Here is a 16,273-nt window from a genome sequence, read left to right as displayed (position 1 = left end):
CATGGCGGACGAGATCCTGGGCCCCGCGCTGGGGTTCCTCGCGGCCCACTTCCTGATCGGGCTCGTGCTGCTGGCGTTCCTGCGCCGGATGCGGGCCGCGGTGCTGCGGGGGTCGCCCCGGCGCCAAGGCACGGCGCGCGATCCGCACCCGTACGAGGTCGCCTACCTGCAGGGCGGAGGGCGGCACGCGATCGCCGCCTCGATCACGGCGCTGCGCCTGGACGGCGCGGCCGACGCCTACGCCGACGGCCGGCTGCTGGCCACCGAGCCGTCCGCCGGCGGCCCGCGCGCGGCCGGGACGCCGCTGGACACGGCGGTCTTCGGGGCGGTCGCCCACCTGCGGGCCGGGACGCTGGCCGAACTCACCGCCGAGCCGGGCGTGCGCGCGGCGCTCGACCAGCTCCGCGACGGTCTCGCCGCGCAGGGCATGGTGCTCGCGCCGGCCGGGCGCCGCCGGCTGCGCACCCTCCAGCTGGTCATGTTCGGCTGGATCCTGGTCGGCTTCGCCGCCTTCGTCGTGAGCGACGCCTTCAGCGGGTTCGGCAAGCTCGTCCCGATGGCCGCGCTGGTCGGCCTCGGCGCCGGAGCCATCGGCCTCGACGCGGGCGCCGAGCGGACGCGGGAGGGCGAGCTGGCCGTCGAGCGGATCAAGGCGTCCCAGCCCGCCCTCGACCCGGCGAACCAGCCGTCCTACGCCGGGCTCCCGGCGCCCGCCGTGCTGATGGGCGTGGCGCTGTTCGGCACGGCCGCGCTGATGGCGCTCGACCCGGTGTTCGCCCAGACCGTGGGGCTCGGCCGGTACCTGGAGATGGCCGGGGTCGCGGCCTCCTCTGGCGGCTACTCGGGCTCCTCCTGCAACTCGACCGCCTCGGTGTGCTCGTCCTCCTCCTGCGGAGGCGGCGGCTCGTGCGGCGGCGGAAGCGGCTGCGGCGGCGGGAGCGGCTGCGGTGGGGGAGGCGGGTGCGGTGGTGGCGGCGGCTGCGGCGGAGGGGGCTGAGATGCGGCTGGGCGTGGGGATCGGCTGGCGCCCCGAGATCAGCGGGTTCGTCGGCGCGCTGCCGGGGCTGCGCTTCACCGAGGTGATCGCCGAGTCGGTGCACCCGGCGGCGCCCGTCCCCGAGCTGCTCGCGCTGCGCGACCGCGGCGCGGCGATCGTCCCGCACGGGGTGCGGCTGTCGCTCGGCGGCGCCGAGCCCGTGGCCGCCGAGCGCGTCGCGCGCCTGGCCGCCTGCGCCGAGGCGCTCGGCGCGCCGCTGGTGAGCGAGCACGTCGCGTTCGTCCGCGCGGGCGGTGTCGAGGCCGGGCACCTGCTGCCGGTTCCGCGCACCCGCGCCGCGCTGGACGCGCTGACCGCCAACATCCGCCGGACGCAGGCGGAGCTGCCCGTCCCGCTGGCCGTCGAGCCCATCGCCGCGCTCTTCGACTGGCCTGACGCCGAGTACACCGAGGCCGACTTCCTGACCGAGCTGCTGGAGCGCACCGGCGCCCTCCTGCTGCTGGACGTCGCCAACGTGTACGCCAACGCGCGCAACCGGGGCGAGGACCCCGCGGACCTCCTCGCCCGCCTACCCCTGGAGCGCATCGCCTACTGCCATGTCGCGGGCGGCTCGCAGGAGGGCGGGCGGTACCACGACACGCACGCCGCCGCCGTTCCCAACGAGGTGCTGGAGCTGGTCGCGGAGCTGTGCGCGCGGCACCGCCCGCCCGGCTTCCTGCTGGAGCGCGACGGCCGCTACCCACCCGCCGCCGAGCTGCGCGCCGAGCTGGACGCCATCGCCGCGGCCTCCGGGATGGAGCCCGTCACGTGAGCGAATTCGACGCCGGGCTGGCCGCGGCGCAGGAGGCGCTCGTGCGGGCCATGACGGCGGGCGGCCCGATGCCGGAGGGCTTCGACGCCGGCGCGGTGCGGGCCGCCGCGCACGGGATCCTGCTCAAGCGGGCGGGCGAGGTCGCCCGCGCCTGGCCCTCGCTGGCCGAGTCGTACGGGACGTCCTGGAAGGCGGCCTTCGCCGCGTGGGCCGCCGAGCGCCCGACGCGCGGCTCCCTCCGGGACGGCTGGGACTTCGCGCGCGAGAACCGGGACCGGTTCGCCGGAGACGCGGCGCGGGAACTCGCGCTGGCCGAGGCGCGATGGTCCTATGACGGGCAGGACCCGCCGCGCCCGCGCCGGGCGGCGGCGCGGCGCGTGCCGGGGGGAGCGGTGGTGGTCCTCGGGAGGTGGGTCCGCGTCTTCGGCCGGGATCCGTCCGGCTGAGGGCGCCGTCCCGCCGGCGAAGTGCCGCGCGACCCCCTGCACGGACTATGGTCTAGACCAATGGCGGCGCGCCGGGACATCCGGTGAAGGGCCCGTGCCGCCGCGTGCGACGACTAGTCTTGAGAACGTGGAGCGAGGGAGGAGCCCGGTGGCGGGAGAAGGTGACGGCATGCGCGTCGGAGTGCTGACCGGAGGCGGGGACTGCCCCGGCCTGAACGCGGTGATACGCGCGGTCGTCCGCAAGGGCGTCCAGGTCTACGGCTACGAGTTCGTCGGCTTCCGGGCCGGCTGGCGCGGACCGCTCGAAGGCGACACCGTGGCCCTCGACGTCCAGGCCGTGCGCGGGATCCTGCCCCGCGGCGGGACGATCCTCGGCTCGTCGCGGACCAACCCGGTCAAGGTCGAGGGCGGCGTCGAGCGGATCAAGGACAACCTCGCCGGCCTCGGCGTGGACGCGCTGATCGCCATCGGCGGCGAGGACACCCTCGGCGTCGCGAGCGAGCTGTACAAGAACGGCGTCAACGTCGTCGGCGTCCCGAAGACGATCGACAACGACCTGAACGCGACCGACTACACCTTCGGGTTCGACACCGCGGTGAACATCGGCGTGGAGGCCGTCGACCGGCTGCACACCACCGCCGAGAGCCACCACCGCGCGCTGATCTGCGAGGTCATGGGCCGGCACGCGGGCTGGATCGCGCTGCACGTCGGCATGGCCGCCGGCGCCAACGTCATCCTCATCCCCGAGCGGCCCTTCGACATCGAGAAGGTCTGCCAGTACGTGGAGAGCCGGTTCAAGACCCGCTACGCCCCGATCATCGTGGTGTCGGAGGGCGCGCACCCCGTCGACGGGCAGATGCAGCTGCAGACCGGTGAGCGCGACGCGTTCGGGCACGTCCGGCTCGGCGGCATCGGGCAGGCCCTCGCCGACGAGATCGAGAAGCGCACCGGCAAGGAGGCCCGCGCCACCGTGCTCGGGCACATCCAGCGCGGTGGCACCCCCACCGCGTTCGACCGCGTCCTCGCCACCCGCTTCGGCCTCCAGGCGATCGACGCCGTCAAGGACGGCGACTACGGCAAGATGGTCGCCCTCCAGGGCACCGACATCATCCGCGTCGGCCTCGACGAGGCGACGAAGGAGCTCAAGACCGTCCCGCTGGAGCGCTACTCCGAGGCCGAGGTCTTCTTCGGCTGATCGTCCCGCCGGGCGGGAACAGGGAATGCGGGTCGCGGTGTTGGCCTCTCTGGGCCACACTGGAGGTCCTCTCTTTACCCTGTTCCCGCCAGGAGGATCACGCATGACCACGCTCGACACCGCGCCCGGCACCGCGGCGGCGGACGTCCGGGAGCAGTCGCCGGTCGACGGCGAGCCGTGCGTGCTGCTCAAACTGGGCGAGGTCGTCCTCAAGGGCAAGAACCGCGAGCAGTTCGAGCGCCGCCTCGCCGACAACGTGCGCACCGCCGTCCGGCCGGTCGCCCGGGTCGACGTCGTCCGCCGGCACGGCGTGTTCATCGTGCGCAAGCACGACGCCGACCTGGCCACCATGGAGCGGGTCGCGCAGCGGATCACCGACGTCATGGGCATCGTGTGGGCGCACCGCGCCTGGCGGGTCGGCAAGGACCTCCCCAGCGTCGAGCGCGCCGCCCTGGAGCTCATGGACGGGCGGACCGGCTCGTTCGCCGTCCGGTCCCGGCGCCGCGACAAGCGGTTCCCGATGACCTCCACCGAGCTCGACCGGCACATCGGCACGCTCGTCACCGCCCGCTACGGCCAGCCCGTCCGGCTGAAGCACCCCGACCACACCCTGTCGATCGAGGTCGACCGCGACGAGGTGTTCGTCTACTCCGGCGGCCTGCCCGGCCAGGGCGGCCTGCCCGTCGGGATGAGCGGCCGCGGCCTGGTGCTGATGTCGGGCGGCATCGACTCGCCCGTCGCCGCGTACCGGATGATGCGCCGCGGCCTGCGCGTCGACTACCTGCACTTCTCCGGCATGCCGTTCACCGGCCCCGAGTCGATCTACAAGGCGTACGCGCTGGTCCGCGAGCTGGACAAGTTCCAGACCGGGTCCCGGCTGTTCGTCGTGCCGTTCGGCAAGGCGCAGCAGCAGATCAAGTCGTCCGGCGCCGACAAGCTCGCGGTGATCGCGCAGCGGCGGCTGATGCTGCGCACCGGGGAGGTCCTCGCCCGGCGGCTGCGCGGCTCCGCGCTGATCACCGGTGACGCGCTCGGGCAGGTGTCCAGCCAGACCCTCGCCAACATCACCGCGCTGGACGACGCCGTCGAGCTGCCGATCCTGCGCCCCCTCGTCGGCATGGACAAGGTCGAGATCATGGACCAGGCGCGCCGCATCCGCACCCTGACGATCTCCGAGCTGCCCGACGAGGACTGCTGCACCCTGCTCGCGCCCCGCCGCGCCGAGACCCGGGCCAAGATCGAAGACCTGCGGCAGATCGAGAAGCGCCTCGACGTCGGCGAGCTCGCCGACCAGCTCGCCGCGTCCGTCCAGGAGCACCGCCCCGCCTACGGCGACCCCGCGGTCTGATCGGACCGCCCGCGCACGCCTCGGCCAGGTCCTGTCTCGAGGTGGCCTCGTCCACGCGCGCGAACGCGTGACCTGCCCGGTGCCGCGAAGCCGGAGGCGAGCGGCACCGGGCAGATCGCGAAGCGATGCCGCGTTCGCCCAGGCCCGGTCACGTAGCGAGCCGCCAGGCGAGCGAAGTGGGCCGGGACTGAATCAACACAGCCGCCAGGCGAGCGAAGTGGGCCGGGACTGTTGAAACACAGCGAGCCGGGACCTTGAAACACGGCTAGCGGGCGTCGAAGTCCGTCGGGCGCGGCGGCTCGGGCCCGTCCGGGCCCATCAGGGTGATCCGCTCGATGCGGACGATCCGGAAGCGGCGGCCCGCGACGGCGATGCCGTTGCGGCGGCTCTCGTCCTCCATCAGCTCCGCCGCCTCGGCGAACCGGGCGACGTCGGCCTCGGCGGGGCTCTCCACCACGGGCACCACGTGCCTGAAGTACGTGGCCAGCGAGTCGCGGGCCTGCTGTGGCGCGTCGTACAGGCGCCCCACGGGCCGCCAGCGCCGCTCGCCGCGCTCGGCGACGGTGAACGCGGGCGCCAGCGCGACCGGGGTGAGGAACGCGCCGGACGGCTCGTTGCCCGTGGCGGCTGCGGCGTCCAGCACCTGGCACAGCAGCTCGGCGGTCGCGAGGTCGGACGTCGGGCCCTCGTCCGGCAGCAGCTCGTGCGGCCGGGCCGGCGGGACGCGGCCGCCCGCCGGGAGCGGGTCGAGGTCGGTCGGCCGGGGCGGCTCCGGCCCGTCCGGGCCGGTGCGGGCCAGCTGCTCGATCCGCGCGATCCGGAACCGCCGGCCGCCGGCGACCACCTCGTCGACCGGCTCGCGCCGCAGCGTCCGGGCCGCGGCCGCCAGGTCGCGTGCCCGCGCGCCGGATCCCGGCGCGGCCCGGTCCTCCAGGTGGTCGGCGAGGATCTCGCGCGCGCCCTGCGGCAGCGGGTCGAACGGGCACACCACCTGCCAGCCGCCCGGAACGCGCTCGGCGGCCGTGTACACGGCGCCGAGGGCCACCAGTTCCGGGTAGGCGGCGAGGGCGCGGCGGGCGTCCGCCAGCAGCACCGCGGCGACCGGGTCGACGCCGTCCAGGTCCTCCGGGAAGAGCCGCCCCCCGGCGTCACCATCTCCCGTCGTCATGCCGGTCATCATCCTCGCCGCGCCGCGCCCGGCCAATGGTTCAGACCAATTCGTTACCGCCCTGTGCGCGCGCGTCGCGGCCGCGCCGGCGGGCGGGCGGGCGCCACGAGGACCACCAGGCTCGCCGCCAGCAGCGCGAGGCCGCCCAGCGCCGCGCCGCCCAGCCGCTCGCCCAGCAGGGCCGTGCCGAGCACGGCCGCCACCGCCGGCTCCGCGAGCGTCAGGGTCGTCGCCGTCGTCGCGGGCGTCGTCCGCAGGCCCCGGGCGAACAGCAGGTAGCCGCCGCCCGTGGTGACCACGCCGAGGTAGAGCGCGATGAGCGCGCCGCCGCCGGTGAGCAGCCAGCCCGTGGGCCCCGCGAGCAGCACGGGGACCATCGGGAGGGCCGCCGTGCCGAACAGCGCCGCGGCGACCGCGCGGTCCTCCTCGCCCCGGGTGATGAGGACGGACGCCACCGTCGCGTACCCCGCGTACGACAGCCCGGACAGCAGGGCCAGCCCGATGCCGAGCGGCTCCGCGCCCGCGTCCCGGCCGCCGCCGACGAGCAGCGCGCAGCCCGCGACGGCGCCGGCCGTGGCGAGCGTCCACCGTCCGGTCGGCACGGACCGGCGGGCGATCAGCCCGATCACGCCGGTGAACACGGGCGCGCTGCCGATCGTGACGACGGTGCCGACGGCGACGCCGGTGCGGCCGGCGGCGACGAAGAACGCCGTCTGGTACACGGTGATGGCGGCCGCGCCGAGCCCGACGAGCGGCAGGTTGCGGCGATCGGTCACCAGGCGGCGCAGCCCCGCGCCGCCGCGCGTGGACGCGGCGAGGGCCAGCAGCACCAGGCCGCCGATGATGATGCGGATCGCGGCGACCGAGTAGGGGGACGCTCCGTCCGCGAACGTGCGGACGGTGCCGGTCGTCCCCCACAGGGTCGCCGCCAGCAGGACGTCGGCGCCGCCGCGCCGGGCAGGGGACCGCGAGAGCTTGCCGGAGGCGCGGCTGAGGGAGGTGTTCTGTGACACGGAGAAGGGCTCCTGGGCTCGAATCGGAAGGGAAGATCCGGATTCGGGGCGCAGGACGGCGCGGCCCGGGCGCGTGATCGCGCCGGGCCGTGCCGTGATCAGCAGGGAATGCGGTCGCTACGCCCCGTCAGGAGCGCGGCGGGCCGCAGTCGGGTGCCCAGTAAGCCATGGTTCAGGACGATACCTGCCCGGGTCAGGCGGGCACCGCGTCGGGGTCCTCGCTCCGGGTTAGGGAGCGGCCGACGATCGGGGGCAGGTCGCGCACGAGCTTGGCGAGCTCGCGCAGGTCGCCGTCCACCAGGGCCTGCGGGCCGTCGCACAGGGCGGTCTCCGGGTGCGGGTGCACGTCGATGATCACGCCGTCGGCGCCGACCGCGATCGCCGCGCGGGTCAGCGGCAGGACGAGGTCGCGGCTGCCGCCCGAGTGCGACGGGTCCACGATGACCGGCAGGTGGGAGAGGCGCTGCGCCACCGGCACCGCGGAGATGTCGAGGGTGTTGCGGGTCGCCCGCTCGAACGTGCGGATGCCCCGCTCGCACAGCACGATGTCGAGGTTGCCGCGCTGCGCGACGTACTCGGCGGCCATCAGCCACTCCTCGATCGTCCCGTTCATGCCGCGCTTCAGCATCACCGGCTTGCCCGCCTCGCCGGCGGCCTGCAGGAGCGCGAAGTTCTGCGCGTTGCGGGTGCCGATCTGGAGCATGTCGGCGTAGGAGGCGACCAGCTCGACGTCGGCGGCGTCCACGACCTCGGTGACGATCGGCATGCCGGTCTCCTCGCGGACGTCCGCGAGGATGCGCAGCCCGGCCTCCCCGAGGCCCTGGAACGCGTACGGCGACGTGCGCGGCTTGAACGCGCCGCCGCGCAGCAGCGTCGCGCCCGCGGCCTGCGCCATCTGCGCCGCGCCGAGGGTCTGCTCGGGGGTCTCCACCGCGCACGGGCCCGCGATCAGGGTCATGGTGCCGGGGCCGATCGGCACCCCGCCGACCCGGACGACCGACCGCTCGGCGTGGTTCTCGCGGCTCACCAGCTTGTAGGGCGCCGAGATGCGGATGACGTCGCTCACGCCGCGCATCCCGCGCAGGTTCAGCGAGCCGAACTGCTGGACGTCGCCCACCAGCCCGACGATGGTCCGCTCCACGCCGCGGCTGACGAAGGCGTCGCCTCCCGCCGTCTCGACCAGTGAGACGACGGCTCGGACATCCGCTTCGCTGGCCTCCGGGGCCATGACGACGACCATGGGTCTGCTGCCTCTCGTTCATGCCCCGGGAGGCCGGCCGGTCCCCGGAACGACGAAAGCCCCGGGCCGGCCGGCCCGGGGCTTTCGCCTTAGTGGTCTGTCAGCGCAGCGTCTGGCAGACCAGCCGTCCGGGCTGGTCGGGCCAAAAGAAATACACGACGTTGCGCATGGGGAAGAGCCTAGCCGATGTCCGGGCCGGCGGCCCGCACGCACCCCGGATATGGCTCAGCTCACTCCGGATGGCAGGATGGCCGCGTCATGACCCACCCCGAACAGTCCGCGCCGCAGCCGGGCGAGCTGCCGCCCGGGCAGTACGTCCCCCGGGGCTGGCCCGTCCTGCACTACGGTCCCGTGCCGAAGTTCCGTCCCAAGGACTGGGATTTCCGGGTCTTCGGCGCCACCGAGTCGGGGGAGCAGCACCGCTGGACCTGGGACGAGTTCGACGCGCTGCCGAAGGCCGCCTCGGTCGCCGACTTCCACTGCGTCACCAAGTTCACCATCCCGGACAACGAGTGGCGGGGCGTCCCCGGCGCGACGATCACCGAACTGGCGCCGCCCGCGCCGGACGTCACGCACGTCATGGTCTGGGCCGAGTACGGCTACAGCGCCAACATCCGGATGGGCGACTTCCTCGCCGACGGGACGATGTTCGCCACCCACCGCGACGGCGAGCGCCTCACCCCCGACCACGGCTTCCCCGTCCGCATCGTCATCCCGCACCTGTACGCGTGGAAGAGCGTGAAATGGGTCCGGGGCGTGGAGTACCTGGTGAAGGACCGGCGGGGTTTCTGGGAGGAGCGCGGCTACCACAACGTCGCCGACCCGTGGCGGGAGCAGCGCTACTCATACCAGGAGGACGAGGGCGAGTCGCCCCCGCTGTGACCGGTCCGCCGCGATTGGTCCGCCGGAGCGGGCCGTTCGGGGGGAGCGAGCGTGTCCCATTCGAGACCTCGGTAAATCGGCAACAGGCGCACCCGCGGCGATGATAGCCATTACCGTAAGTTTCCATGGACCTACCGTCCGTCACAGATGTCGTGGTGTGCGCCGCGGCAGCCGGGGCCAGCGGGGTCTGGGCGCCGCGCCGGTGGTGCCTGCTGCCGCGGCGAGGGCGGGCCGACCCGGCGGAAGCGGCGGCCCTCGCCGCCCTGCACCTGGTCGCGCACGCCGCGCCCCCGCTGCGGGCCGGGCTCACCGGCGCCGCCGCGCGCAGGGCGACCCGGCTGCTGCGCTCCCTGCTCGGCGCCGAGGCGGTCGCGATCGTGGCGGCGCGCCCGCCCGACGACCCTGACGGCGCCGGCGACCCCGGCAAACCCGGCGATCCCGGTGACGGCGCGGGCGCCGCGCCGCGGCTGCTGGCCTGGGACGGCACCGGCCGCGGCGCCCACGCGGGAGAGGCCGTCGCGCACGCGCTGCCCGTCCTCACCTCCGGCAGGCCCCGGGTCATCGCACCCGAGCCGCTCGCCTGCGGCGACCCGCACTGCGGCGTCCAGGTCGCGATGATCGCCCCCCTCACCGTCGAGGGCCGCGTCGAGGGCACGCTGACCGCGTACTGGCCGAGCCCGTCCGCCGCGCGGGTCCGCGCGGTCGGGGAGGCGGCCAGGCTCGTCACCGGGCAGCTCGAACTGGCCGGGCTCGACTCGGTCCGCGTCCGCCTCGCCGAGGCCGAGATGCGCGCGCTGCGGGCGCAGATCTCGCCGCACTTCGTCTACAACTCGCTGACCACGATCGCCTCGTTCGTCCGCACCGACCCCGAGCGGGCCCGCGGCCTGCTGCTCGACTTCGCCGACTTCGCCCGCTACTCCTTCCGCAACCCGCGCGACTTCACCACACTCGCCGACGAGCTGCGCTCGATCGACCGCTACCTGCTTCTGGAGCGCGCCAGATTCGGCGAGCGGCTGCAGTGCAACGTCGAGGTCGCGCCCGAGGTGCTGCCGGTCGCCGTCCCGTTCCTCGCGCTCCAGCCCCTAGTCGAGAACGCCGTCCGGCACGGCATGGCCGGGGGCCGCCGGGCGTTCCACATCTCGATCGTGGCCCGCGACTCGGGCGCCGAGGCCGCGATCAGCGTCGAGGACGACGGGATCGGCATGGATCCCGAACGCCTCGAAGAGATCCTCTCGGCGCCCCTCGGACGTCCCGGGCCCACCGGCTGGGGGAGCGTCGCCACCCACGACCGGCCTGAGGGCGCCCCCGGCATCGGCCTCGCGAACGTCGACGCGCGCATGCGCCAGGTCTACGGGGACGAGTACGGCCTCACCGTCGAGACAGCGCTCGGCGCCGGAACAAAGGTCAAATTACGCGTCCCGAAGTACCGTCCGGGCGTCTTTCCCGACTGAGGGGCGATCCGGGCGACACGCCACTCACTTTTCGGAACCGATTGCGGACAGACGGTAATCGCGGCAAAGTCGCCCTCATGCTTCACGTCCTCGCCGTCGACGATGAACGCCCGGCCCTGGAGGAGCTGACCTACCTGCTCAGGAACGACCCGCGGATCGGGCGGGTCACCGGCGCCGCGGACGCCTCGGCCGCGCTCCGCGACCTGAGCCGGATGCTCGTCGAGGGGGAGCGCCTCGACGCCGTGTTCCTCGACATCCGCATGCCGGGCCTCGACGGGCTCGACTTCACCCGGCTGCTGACCGGGTTCGCCGCGCCGCCGCACGTGGTGTTCGTGACCGCGCACGACGACTGCGCCGTCACCGCCTACGAGCTCGGCGCGCTCGACTACCTGCTGAAGCCCGTCCGCCCGGAGCGGCTGGCCGAGTCGGTCCGGCGCGTGGCGGCGGCCGTGCGCCGGCCGTCCCCGCCCGCCGGGGAGGCCTCCCCCGACCCCGACGACGAGATGATCCCCGTCGAGCTCGGCGGTCGGACGCGGCTGGTGTCGCGCCGCGCCGTGACCCACGTCGAGGCGCAGGGCGACTACGTGCGGCTGCACACCGCCGACGGCGGCTACCTCGTCCGCATGCCGCTGTCGGCGCTCTCCAGGCGGTGGGAGGGCGCCGGGTTCATCCGGATCCACCGCAGCACCCTCGTCGCGGCCGCGCACATCACCGAGCTGCGCTTCGACGGCGGCCGGGCCGCCGTCCAGATCGGGGACGAGCTGCTGCAGGTCAGCCGCCGCCACACCCGCGAGGTCCGGGACCTGCTGGTCCGCAAGTTCCACCAGCCGGACGAGGACGCCCGAGTCCCGGGGGAGGGCCGCGATGACCGATGAACGCCGCGACGCGGTGGCGGGGGCGGCGGCCGTCCGCCCCCTCGCGCCGCCGGAGGGCGCGGCGGCGGGCACGGCGGCGGGCACGGCGGCGGGCACGGCCCAGGCCACCGGGACGGCGGCGCCCGCGGCCGGCCCGGTGGATACCGACCCGCCCGATACCGACCTGTCCCTGTCCGCCCCGCCCGCCTCCGGGCCACCGCTCAGCGCCGCCGAGACCCGCCACCTCATCCGCGCCCAGCTGCGCACCGCCCTCGGCACCGGCGCGCTCGTCATGACCGTGGTGACGGCGCTCCCCGCGCTGATGGCGATCGTCCCGGCGGTGGCGCGGATCCGCGTGCACGGCGTCCCGCTGCCCTGGCTCGTCCTCGCCTTCGGCATCCAGCCGGTCTGGGTCGCGGTGTCGTTCCGCCAGCTCGGCCGCGCCGAACGCGCCGAACGCGACCTCACCCGACCGGCGGGCCGGCGATGACCGCCGCGGCGGTGGCGGCGGCGCTCCTGCTGCTGCTGGTCGCGTCCGCCGCGCTCGGCGCGTGCGACCGCCGCTCCGCCTGCACCGCCTCCGACCTCCTGGTCGCCTCCCGGGGCGTCACTCCCTGGCGGAACGCGTCGGCGATCGGCGGCGAGTACCTGTCCGCCGCCGCGTTCCTCGGCACCGCCGGGCTGGTGCTCGCCTACGGCGCCGACATGCTGTGGCTGCCGGTCGCGGCGACCGCCGGACACGTCCTGCTCCTGGCGTTCGTCACCGCGCCGCTGCGCAGGTCGGGCGCCTACACCGTCTCCGACTTCGCCGAGTGGAGGCTCGGCTCCCCGGCCGTGCGGCGCATCGTCACCTGCTGCGTCTGCTTCATCGGCTGGTTCTACCTGCTGCCGCAGTTCCAGGGCGCCGGCGTGACCCTGCGCGTGATGACCGGGGCCCCGGTGTGGGCGGGCTGGGCCGTCGTCGTCGCGGTCACGCTGCTGCTCGTCGCCTCCGGCGGGATGTGCAGCATCACCGCCGTCCAGAGCATCCAGTTCTGGGTGAAACTGGTCGCCCTGGCCGTCCCCGCCCTGGCGCTGCTGGCCATGTGGCAGATGGACGGCCGCCCCGACCCCCTCGCCGGCGGGCCCGCGCGGTTCGCGCACTCCACCCGGGTCCGCGTGAGCACCGAGGCGGTGGTCACCGCGCCCGCCGCCGTCCTGGTCACCGCCCGGGGACGCGTGGACGGCGTCCGCCACGGCGGCGGGGCGATGACGCTCGCCGCGGGGCGGCACACCATCGGACCCGGCGCCGAAGTGGTCTTCCCGGCCGGAGCGCCGGTGCCCCACGCCGAACGACTCCCCGTCCAGAGCGGCCAGACCTGGGCCACCCCCTTCGGCCGCGGGGAGGAGCACGGCTTCTACCGCACGTACTCGGCGCTCCTGGGCATCCTGCTCGGCACCATGGGGCTGCCCCACGTCCTCATCCGCTTCTACACCAACCCGAACGGAAGCACCGCCCGCCGCACGGCCGCCCTCGTCCCGCTCCTCCTCGCGCTCTTCTACGTCTTCCCCACCATCTACGCGTCCATGGGACGCCTCTACGCGCCCGAACTGCTGATGACCGGCGACACCGACGCGACCGTCCTGCTGCTGCCCCAGCGCGTCCCCGGCCCGGCCGGCGCGCTGCTCACCGGGCTCATCACCCTCGGCGCCTTCGCCGCGTTCATCTCCACCTCCTGCGGCCTCGTCGTCACCATCGCGGGCACGGTCACCCAGTGCGCCCGCCGCAGCGGCACCGCCTCCTTCCGCATCGCCACCGTGTTCGCGCTCATCGTCCCGCTCGCCCTGCTCCCGAGGATCGGGACGCAGGGCGCCGCCGGCCTCGTCGCCCTGGCGCTCTGCGTGTCGGCGTGCTCCCTGTGCCCGCTCCTCCTCCTCGCCATCTGGTGGCGCGGCCTCACCGCCGCCGGCGCCGGCGCCGGCCTGCTCGTCGGCACCGGCCTCGCCGTCACGTCCGGCGTCCTGCACCTGTACGAGGTCCCCCTGACGGGCTGGCCCGCCGCCGCCGTGGCCGAACCCGCCGCCCTGGCCGCCCCCGCCGCGTTCGCCGTCATGGTCGCCGTCTCGCTCCTGACCCGCCGCCGCGTTCCCCGCCGCGCCGACCGCGCCCTGACGAAACTGCACCTACCGGAGGACGTTTTCGCCCGCTGAGCCCCGATATGAACCGTTCGCGATGGCGCCCCGCCCCCCGCCCACCGCCCCGCGACCGCTCGTCCCGCCGCAGAGACCGTTCATCCGATGACTACGCTCCGTATATCTCTGACTACGCACCGTTCATCGAGAGCCGCGCCGTCCCCCTGTCCCCAGGTGGCGGACCCCCTCTAATGTTCTCAGTGGCACCACACGTCACACCGCCGAGGAGGGGCGGGCGGCCCCCGGCCGCAGACCCTCCCACAAGAGCAAATCCGGAGATCCGGCGACAACGCCGGATCGTGAGTCGCAGGATCCCGTACCGGGGGGGTGGGATCCCGCGACCTGTGGCTCGGGCGTCGCTGAACAGTCGGGGGGTTGTTCAGCGACGCCCGAGCTCTTTTTTATTGCTTTTTTCTCCTCCTTCGGGCCTGGCGGCCCTCCATCGTCGATAAAAGCGGGCGATCGCTGGCATCGCTTCGGCTCGCCTTGCGGCTCGCTTCGCGATCAGGTTCTCGCAGGCTCGAACCTGCCTTCGGACGCGATCGCGGCCCCCCAGGTTGTTGTGGGGTTGCTGTGGCGGCTGGGGTTGTCTCGTTCGACGGCTTAGGTCTTCTCGTTCGACGGTTGCGGTTGTGGTCCGCTGGGCTTTCGCGGCTCACTGCTGGTCTCGGTCATGGGGTGGGGGTGTTCGTTGTGCAGGTAGTGCTCTATCTGGTGGCGGCTGAAGCGGCGGGCTCCTCCCGGGGTGCGGACGCTGGTCAGTTTTCCCTGCTCGGCCCACTGGCCCACGGTCTTGGGGGTGACGCGGAAGATCTTGGCTACGTCTCCCGGGGAGAGGAGCTGGTGGGGACCGAAGTCCCAGCCGTTGACGATCAGGGGGCGGTTGCTTCTCGGCCTACCGGTCATGGGGGAGTGTCCTTTTCTGGGGAGAGGCCGCTGGTGTGGGACGGGGTGTTCGGTTCGCGTGCGGCGAGGGCGAGGCGGGCGTGGTGGACGCGTGTCACCGCGCGGCGGCGCTCGGCGAGGCCCACCGCCCTGGACGTGAGCCACGGGCCGTAGACGCTCAGGACGGCGCGCTGGAACAGGGTGTCGGCGACGAGCTGCTCGGGGGTCAAGGCCGGGTCCACTGGGCGTAGACGACCTTGCCGCCGTCATCGTCGTCGTGGCGGACGCCCCAGCGGTCGGCGTAGTCGGTGACGATCCAGAGCCCGCGCCCGCCAGGTGACTCGGGGCAGAGCGGCTGCGCGGCGGGGACGGGGGGCCTTCGGTCGGCGTCCCAGACCTCGATCACGTACACGCCCTCGCCGGCGCAGGCATGGACCCGGATCACCTCGGTGGCGGCATGCCGGACCGCGTTGGTGACTAATTCGGATGCGACTAAACGGATGAAGTACTCATTAACCGGCCAATCGGTGGTGATCTCGGCGACGTGATCGCGTGCGATCCTCACCTTCTCCAACTCGGGTCTGAAAACGATCACTCCCGGCCGCCCCCTTCCTCGTTCTGTCTTGGGTGTTCGCCATTCTCAGGGTGAGGGGGTGGGGATAGTCTCGGAAGGTCAGGCACAACTACAGCGGACTGACAAGACCCGTCCCCCCGGCGTATCGAGGTGTATCCGCTCATGGCCAATAACCGCATGACCCCTCGCCGGTTCCTCGCCAGGCAGATCCGGCGGCTGCGCGAGTCCGTGATCGACTCGGAGACGAGCAAGATCATGACTACTGCCGGGTTGGCCAAACTGGTGTACAGGAGCGAGTCGCTCGTCAAGGCGTGGGAGAGTGGCCGGCGGGTGCCGCGATCCGATGATCTGAACCGGATGGATGACATCTTTCAAACGAAAGGTCTATTGTCTGAAATGGGCCGCGACCTCGTGAAAGACGAGCATGCGCCGGAATTCATGGACCGGTGGCGGGAGGTCGAGGAGCACGCGTCGCTTCTTCGTTCCTACCATCCGCTTCTCGTTCCCGGGCTGCTGCAGACCCCGGAGTATGCCCGCGCGGTCATCGTCTCCTCGGGAAGGCGCACGGACAACGTCGATGAACAGGTTCGGGCGAGAGTGGATCGGCAGTCGATTCTTTCTCCGGAGAACGACGCGATGTTCATCGCGGTCATAGACGAAGGAGCGCTGTTCTATCGGGCGATCGGCGGTGCGGAGGTCATGTGCGATCAGGTTTTGAAGCTTTTGGAAGTCGCCGAGTATCCGAACGTGCGCATCAACGTCGTCCCCGTGAGTGTGGGGGAATATGCCGGGCTCGCCGGCAACTTCCATATCGCCACCATGGACGGGCGGTCCTTCGCCTACGTCGATGACGCCTTCAGCGGAGACGTTCTCGAACACGCGGAGGATGTCGCGACCATGGAGCGCGTGTGGGAGGCGCTCCGCGACAGGGCCTTGCCGGTAGAGCAGTCGGTCGAATTGATGGCGAAAGCAGTTGAAAGGTGGAGACCATGAAATGGCGAAAGTCCTCGTACAGCGGCAATGGAGGAGCCGACTGCGTCGAGATGACTCGCATTGAGAAGTCGGTGGCCCTGCGGGACAGCAAGAGCCCTGAGGAGTCGTATCACCGGTTCAGTGTCGCCTCGGTGACGGCTCTGTTCGAGGAGATTCGGCGAGGGCGGTACGACCTGGTCTGACCTGGAGAAGAGAAATTCCCCGGACGGTGTCCGGGGAATTTCTCTTGCGGGGTGGACTGCCG

At 73.2% G+C, this 16,273-nt stretch carries 18 protein-coding genes; 12 read left to right on the top strand and 6 right to left on the bottom strand.

Going from position 1 to position 16,273, the window contains the following annotated elements; all coding sequences use genetic code 11:
• Position 1 precedes the first annotated feature (1 nt).
• The 5 genes from BJY14_RS07285 to thiI all read left to right on the top strand — a co-directional run bounded on the left by BJY14_RS07285 (position 2) and on the right by thiI (position 4,797).
• Entirely contained in the window at positions 2-997 is a 996-nt protein-coding gene (locus tag BJY14_RS07285; protein ID WP_179842907.1) for a TIGR04222 domain-containing membrane protein, read from the top strand.
• A 1-nt stretch (position 998) separates the two neighbouring features.
• Entirely contained in the window at positions 999-1,808 is an 810-nt protein-coding gene (locus tag BJY14_RS07280; protein WP_179842906.1) for an MbnB/TglH/ChrH family RiPP precursor modification enzyme, read from the top strand.
• A complete protein-coding gene (locus BJY14_RS07275) occupies positions 1,805-2,254 on the top strand; it encodes an SCO6045 C-terminal-like domain-containing protein (protein ID WP_218905177.1) in 450 nt (149 codons plus the stop codon). Before BJY14_RS07280 ends, BJY14_RS07275 begins: the two co-directional genes overlap by 4 nt.
• Positions 2,255-2,423: 169 nt before the next feature.
• Positions 2,424-3,449: a 6-phosphofructokinase gene (locus BJY14_RS07270; protein ID WP_179842905.1), complete on the top strand. Its 1,026-nt coding sequence runs from the start codon at positions 2,424-2,426 to the stop codon at positions 3,447-3,449.
• 103 nt (positions 3,450-3,552) lie between these two features.
• A complete protein-coding gene (gene thiI, locus BJY14_RS07265) occupies positions 3,553-4,797 on the top strand; it encodes a tRNA uracil 4-sulfurtransferase ThiI (protein ID WP_179842904.1) in 1,245 nt (414 codons plus the stop codon).
• 265 nt (positions 4,798-5,062) lie between these two features.
• Here the strand turns inward: thiI and BJY14_RS07260 are convergent, their stop codons facing one another.
• From BJY14_RS07260 to aroF, 3 genes are all read right to left on the bottom strand, one after another.
• Entirely contained in the window at positions 5,063-5,965 is a 903-nt protein-coding gene (locus BJY14_RS07260) for a DUF5954 family protein (protein WP_179842903.1), read from the bottom strand.
• Between the two features lie 53 nt (positions 5,966-6,018).
• Positions 6,019-6,978, bottom strand: coding sequence for a DMT family transporter (locus BJY14_RS07255; protein WP_179842902.1), 960 nt, complete (start codon positions 6,976-6,978; stop codon positions 6,019-6,021).
• Between the two features lie 193 nt (positions 6,979-7,171).
• The gene (gene aroF / locus BJY14_RS07250; protein WP_179842901.1) at positions 7,172-8,218 is read right to left on the bottom strand and encodes a 3-deoxy-7-phosphoheptulonate synthase; all 1,047 of its coding nucleotides are present in this window, start codon (positions 8,216-8,218) and stop codon (positions 7,172-7,174) included.
• Positions 8,219-8,476: 258 nt separating this feature from the next.
• On the opposite strand from aroF, the gene BJY14_RS07245 reads away from it, so the two are divergent.
• The 5 genes from BJY14_RS07245 to BJY14_RS07225 all read left to right on the top strand — a co-directional run bounded on the left by BJY14_RS07245 (position 8,477) and on the right by BJY14_RS07225 (position 13,595).
• On the top strand, positions 8,477-9,100 hold the full coding sequence (locus BJY14_RS07245) for a sulfite oxidase-like oxidoreductase (protein WP_179842900.1): 624 nt from the start codon (positions 8,477-8,479) through the stop codon (positions 9,098-9,100).
• Positions 9,101-9,225: 125 nt separating this feature from the next.
• Positions 9,226-10,551 (top strand): histidine kinase, encoded by a 1,326-nt coding sequence (locus BJY14_RS07240; RefSeq protein ID WP_179842899.1) that lies wholly within the window; start codon positions 9,226-9,228, stop codon positions 10,549-10,551.
• 77 nt (positions 10,552-10,628) lie between these two features.
• The gene (locus BJY14_RS07235) at positions 10,629-11,426 is read left to right on the top strand and encodes a LytR/AlgR family response regulator transcription factor (protein WP_179842898.1); all 798 of its coding nucleotides are present in this window, start codon (positions 10,629-10,631) and stop codon (positions 11,424-11,426) included.
• A complete protein-coding gene (locus BJY14_RS07230; protein WP_179842897.1) occupies positions 11,416-11,895 on the top strand; it encodes a hypothetical protein in 480 nt (159 codons plus the stop codon). Before BJY14_RS07235 ends, BJY14_RS07230 begins: the two co-directional genes overlap by 11 nt.
• Positions 11,892-13,595 carry a sodium:solute symporter family transporter gene (locus BJY14_RS07225; protein WP_179842896.1) on the top strand — a complete coding sequence of 568 codons (1,704 nt, stop codon included), beginning with the start codon at positions 11,892-11,894 and terminating at the stop codon, positions 13,593-13,595. Before BJY14_RS07230 ends, BJY14_RS07225 begins: the two co-directional genes overlap by 4 nt.
• A 585-nt stretch (positions 13,596-14,180) precedes the next feature.
• Here the strand turns inward: BJY14_RS07225 and BJY14_RS07220 are convergent.
• Genes BJY14_RS07220 through BJY14_RS07210 form a run of 3 tightly spaced genes read right to left on the bottom strand, consistent with a single transcriptional unit; the run spans position 14,181 to position 15,027 of the window.
• A complete protein-coding gene (locus tag BJY14_RS07220) occupies positions 14,181-14,483 on the bottom strand; it encodes a helix-turn-helix domain-containing protein (RefSeq protein ID WP_179842895.1) in 303 nt (100 codons plus the stop codon).
• Positions 14,480-14,704, bottom strand: a complete 225-nt coding sequence (locus BJY14_RS07215; RefSeq protein WP_218905175.1) for a hypothetical protein — start codon at positions 14,702-14,704, stop codon at positions 14,480-14,482. The genes BJY14_RS07220 and BJY14_RS07215 overlap by 4 nt, the downstream gene beginning before the upstream one ends.
• Positions 14,689-15,027: an ATP-binding protein gene (locus BJY14_RS07210; protein ID WP_312879780.1), complete on the bottom strand. Its 339-nt coding sequence runs from the start codon at positions 15,025-15,027 to the stop codon at positions 14,689-14,691. Before BJY14_RS07210 ends, BJY14_RS07215 begins: the two co-directional genes overlap by 16 nt.
• Before the next feature lie 171 nt (positions 15,028-15,198).
• Between BJY14_RS07210 and BJY14_RS07205 the strand changes: the two genes are divergently transcribed.
• A complete protein-coding gene (locus BJY14_RS07205) occupies positions 15,199-16,029 on the top strand; it encodes a helix-turn-helix domain-containing protein (protein WP_179842892.1) in 831 nt (276 codons plus the stop codon).
• Positions 16,026-16,211, top strand: a complete 186-nt coding sequence (locus BJY14_RS07200; protein ID WP_179842891.1) for a DUF397 domain-containing protein — start codon at positions 16,026-16,028, stop codon at positions 16,209-16,211. Before BJY14_RS07205 ends, BJY14_RS07200 begins: the two co-directional genes overlap by 4 nt.
• Positions 16,212-16,273 lie beyond the last annotated feature (62 nt).

Source organism: Actinomadura luteofluorescens (assembly GCF_013409365.1).
GTDB classification, from domain to species: domain Bacteria; phylum Actinomycetota; class Actinomycetes; order Streptosporangiales; family Streptosporangiaceae; genus Spirillospora; species Spirillospora luteofluorescens.
This window is presented reverse-complemented; position numbering and strand designations above follow the sequence as displayed.

Excerpts from the sequence above, each read along its gene's own strand:
- BJY14_RS07285 (WP_179842907.1), top strand. The coding sequence starts at position 2 with ATGGCGGACGAGATCCTGGGCCCCGCGCTGGGGTTCCTCGCGGCCCAC.
- BJY14_RS07280 (WP_179842906.1), top strand. The coding sequence starts at position 999 with ATGCGGCTGGGCGTGGGGATCGGCTGGCGCCCCGAGATCAGCGGGTTC.
- BJY14_RS07270 (WP_179842905.1), top strand. The coding sequence starts at position 2,424 with ATGCGCGTCGGAGTGCTGACCGGAGGCGGGGACTGCCCCGGCCTGAAC.
- thiI (WP_179842904.1), top strand. The coding sequence starts at position 3,553 with ATGACCACGCTCGACACCGCGCCCGGCACCGCGGCGGCGGACGTCCGG.
- BJY14_RS07260 (WP_179842903.1), bottom strand. The coding sequence starts at position 5,965 with ATGACGACGGGAGATGGTGACGCCGGGGGGCGGCTCTTCCCGGAGGAC.
- aroF (WP_179842901.1), bottom strand. The coding sequence starts at position 8,218 with ATGGTCGTCGTCATGGCCCCGGAGGCCAGCGAAGCGGATGTCCGAGCC.
- BJY14_RS07245 (WP_179842900.1), top strand. The coding sequence starts at position 8,477 with ATGACCCACCCCGAACAGTCCGCGCCGCAGCCGGGCGAGCTGCCGCCC.
- BJY14_RS07240 (WP_179842899.1), top strand. The coding sequence starts at position 9,226 with ATGGACCTACCGTCCGTCACAGATGTCGTGGTGTGCGCCGCGGCAGCC.
- BJY14_RS07235 (WP_179842898.1), top strand. The coding sequence starts at position 10,629 with ATGCTTCACGTCCTCGCCGTCGACGATGAACGCCCGGCCCTGGAGGAG.
- BJY14_RS07230 (WP_179842897.1), top strand. The coding sequence starts at position 11,416 with ATGACCGATGAACGCCGCGACGCGGTGGCGGGGGCGGCGGCCGTCCGC.
- BJY14_RS07225 (WP_179842896.1), top strand. The coding sequence starts at position 11,892 with ATGACCGCCGCGGCGGTGGCGGCGGCGCTCCTGCTGCTGCTGGTCGCG.
- BJY14_RS07220 (WP_179842895.1), bottom strand. The coding sequence starts at position 14,483 with ATGACCGGTAGGCCGAGAAGCAACCGCCCCCTGATCGTCAACGGCTGG.
- BJY14_RS07205 (WP_179842892.1), top strand. The coding sequence starts at position 15,199 with ATGGCCAATAACCGCATGACCCCTCGCCGGTTCCTCGCCAGGCAGATC.
- BJY14_RS07200 (WP_179842891.1), top strand. The coding sequence starts at position 16,026 with ATGAAATGGCGAAAGTCCTCGTACAGCGGCAATGGAGGAGCCGACTGC.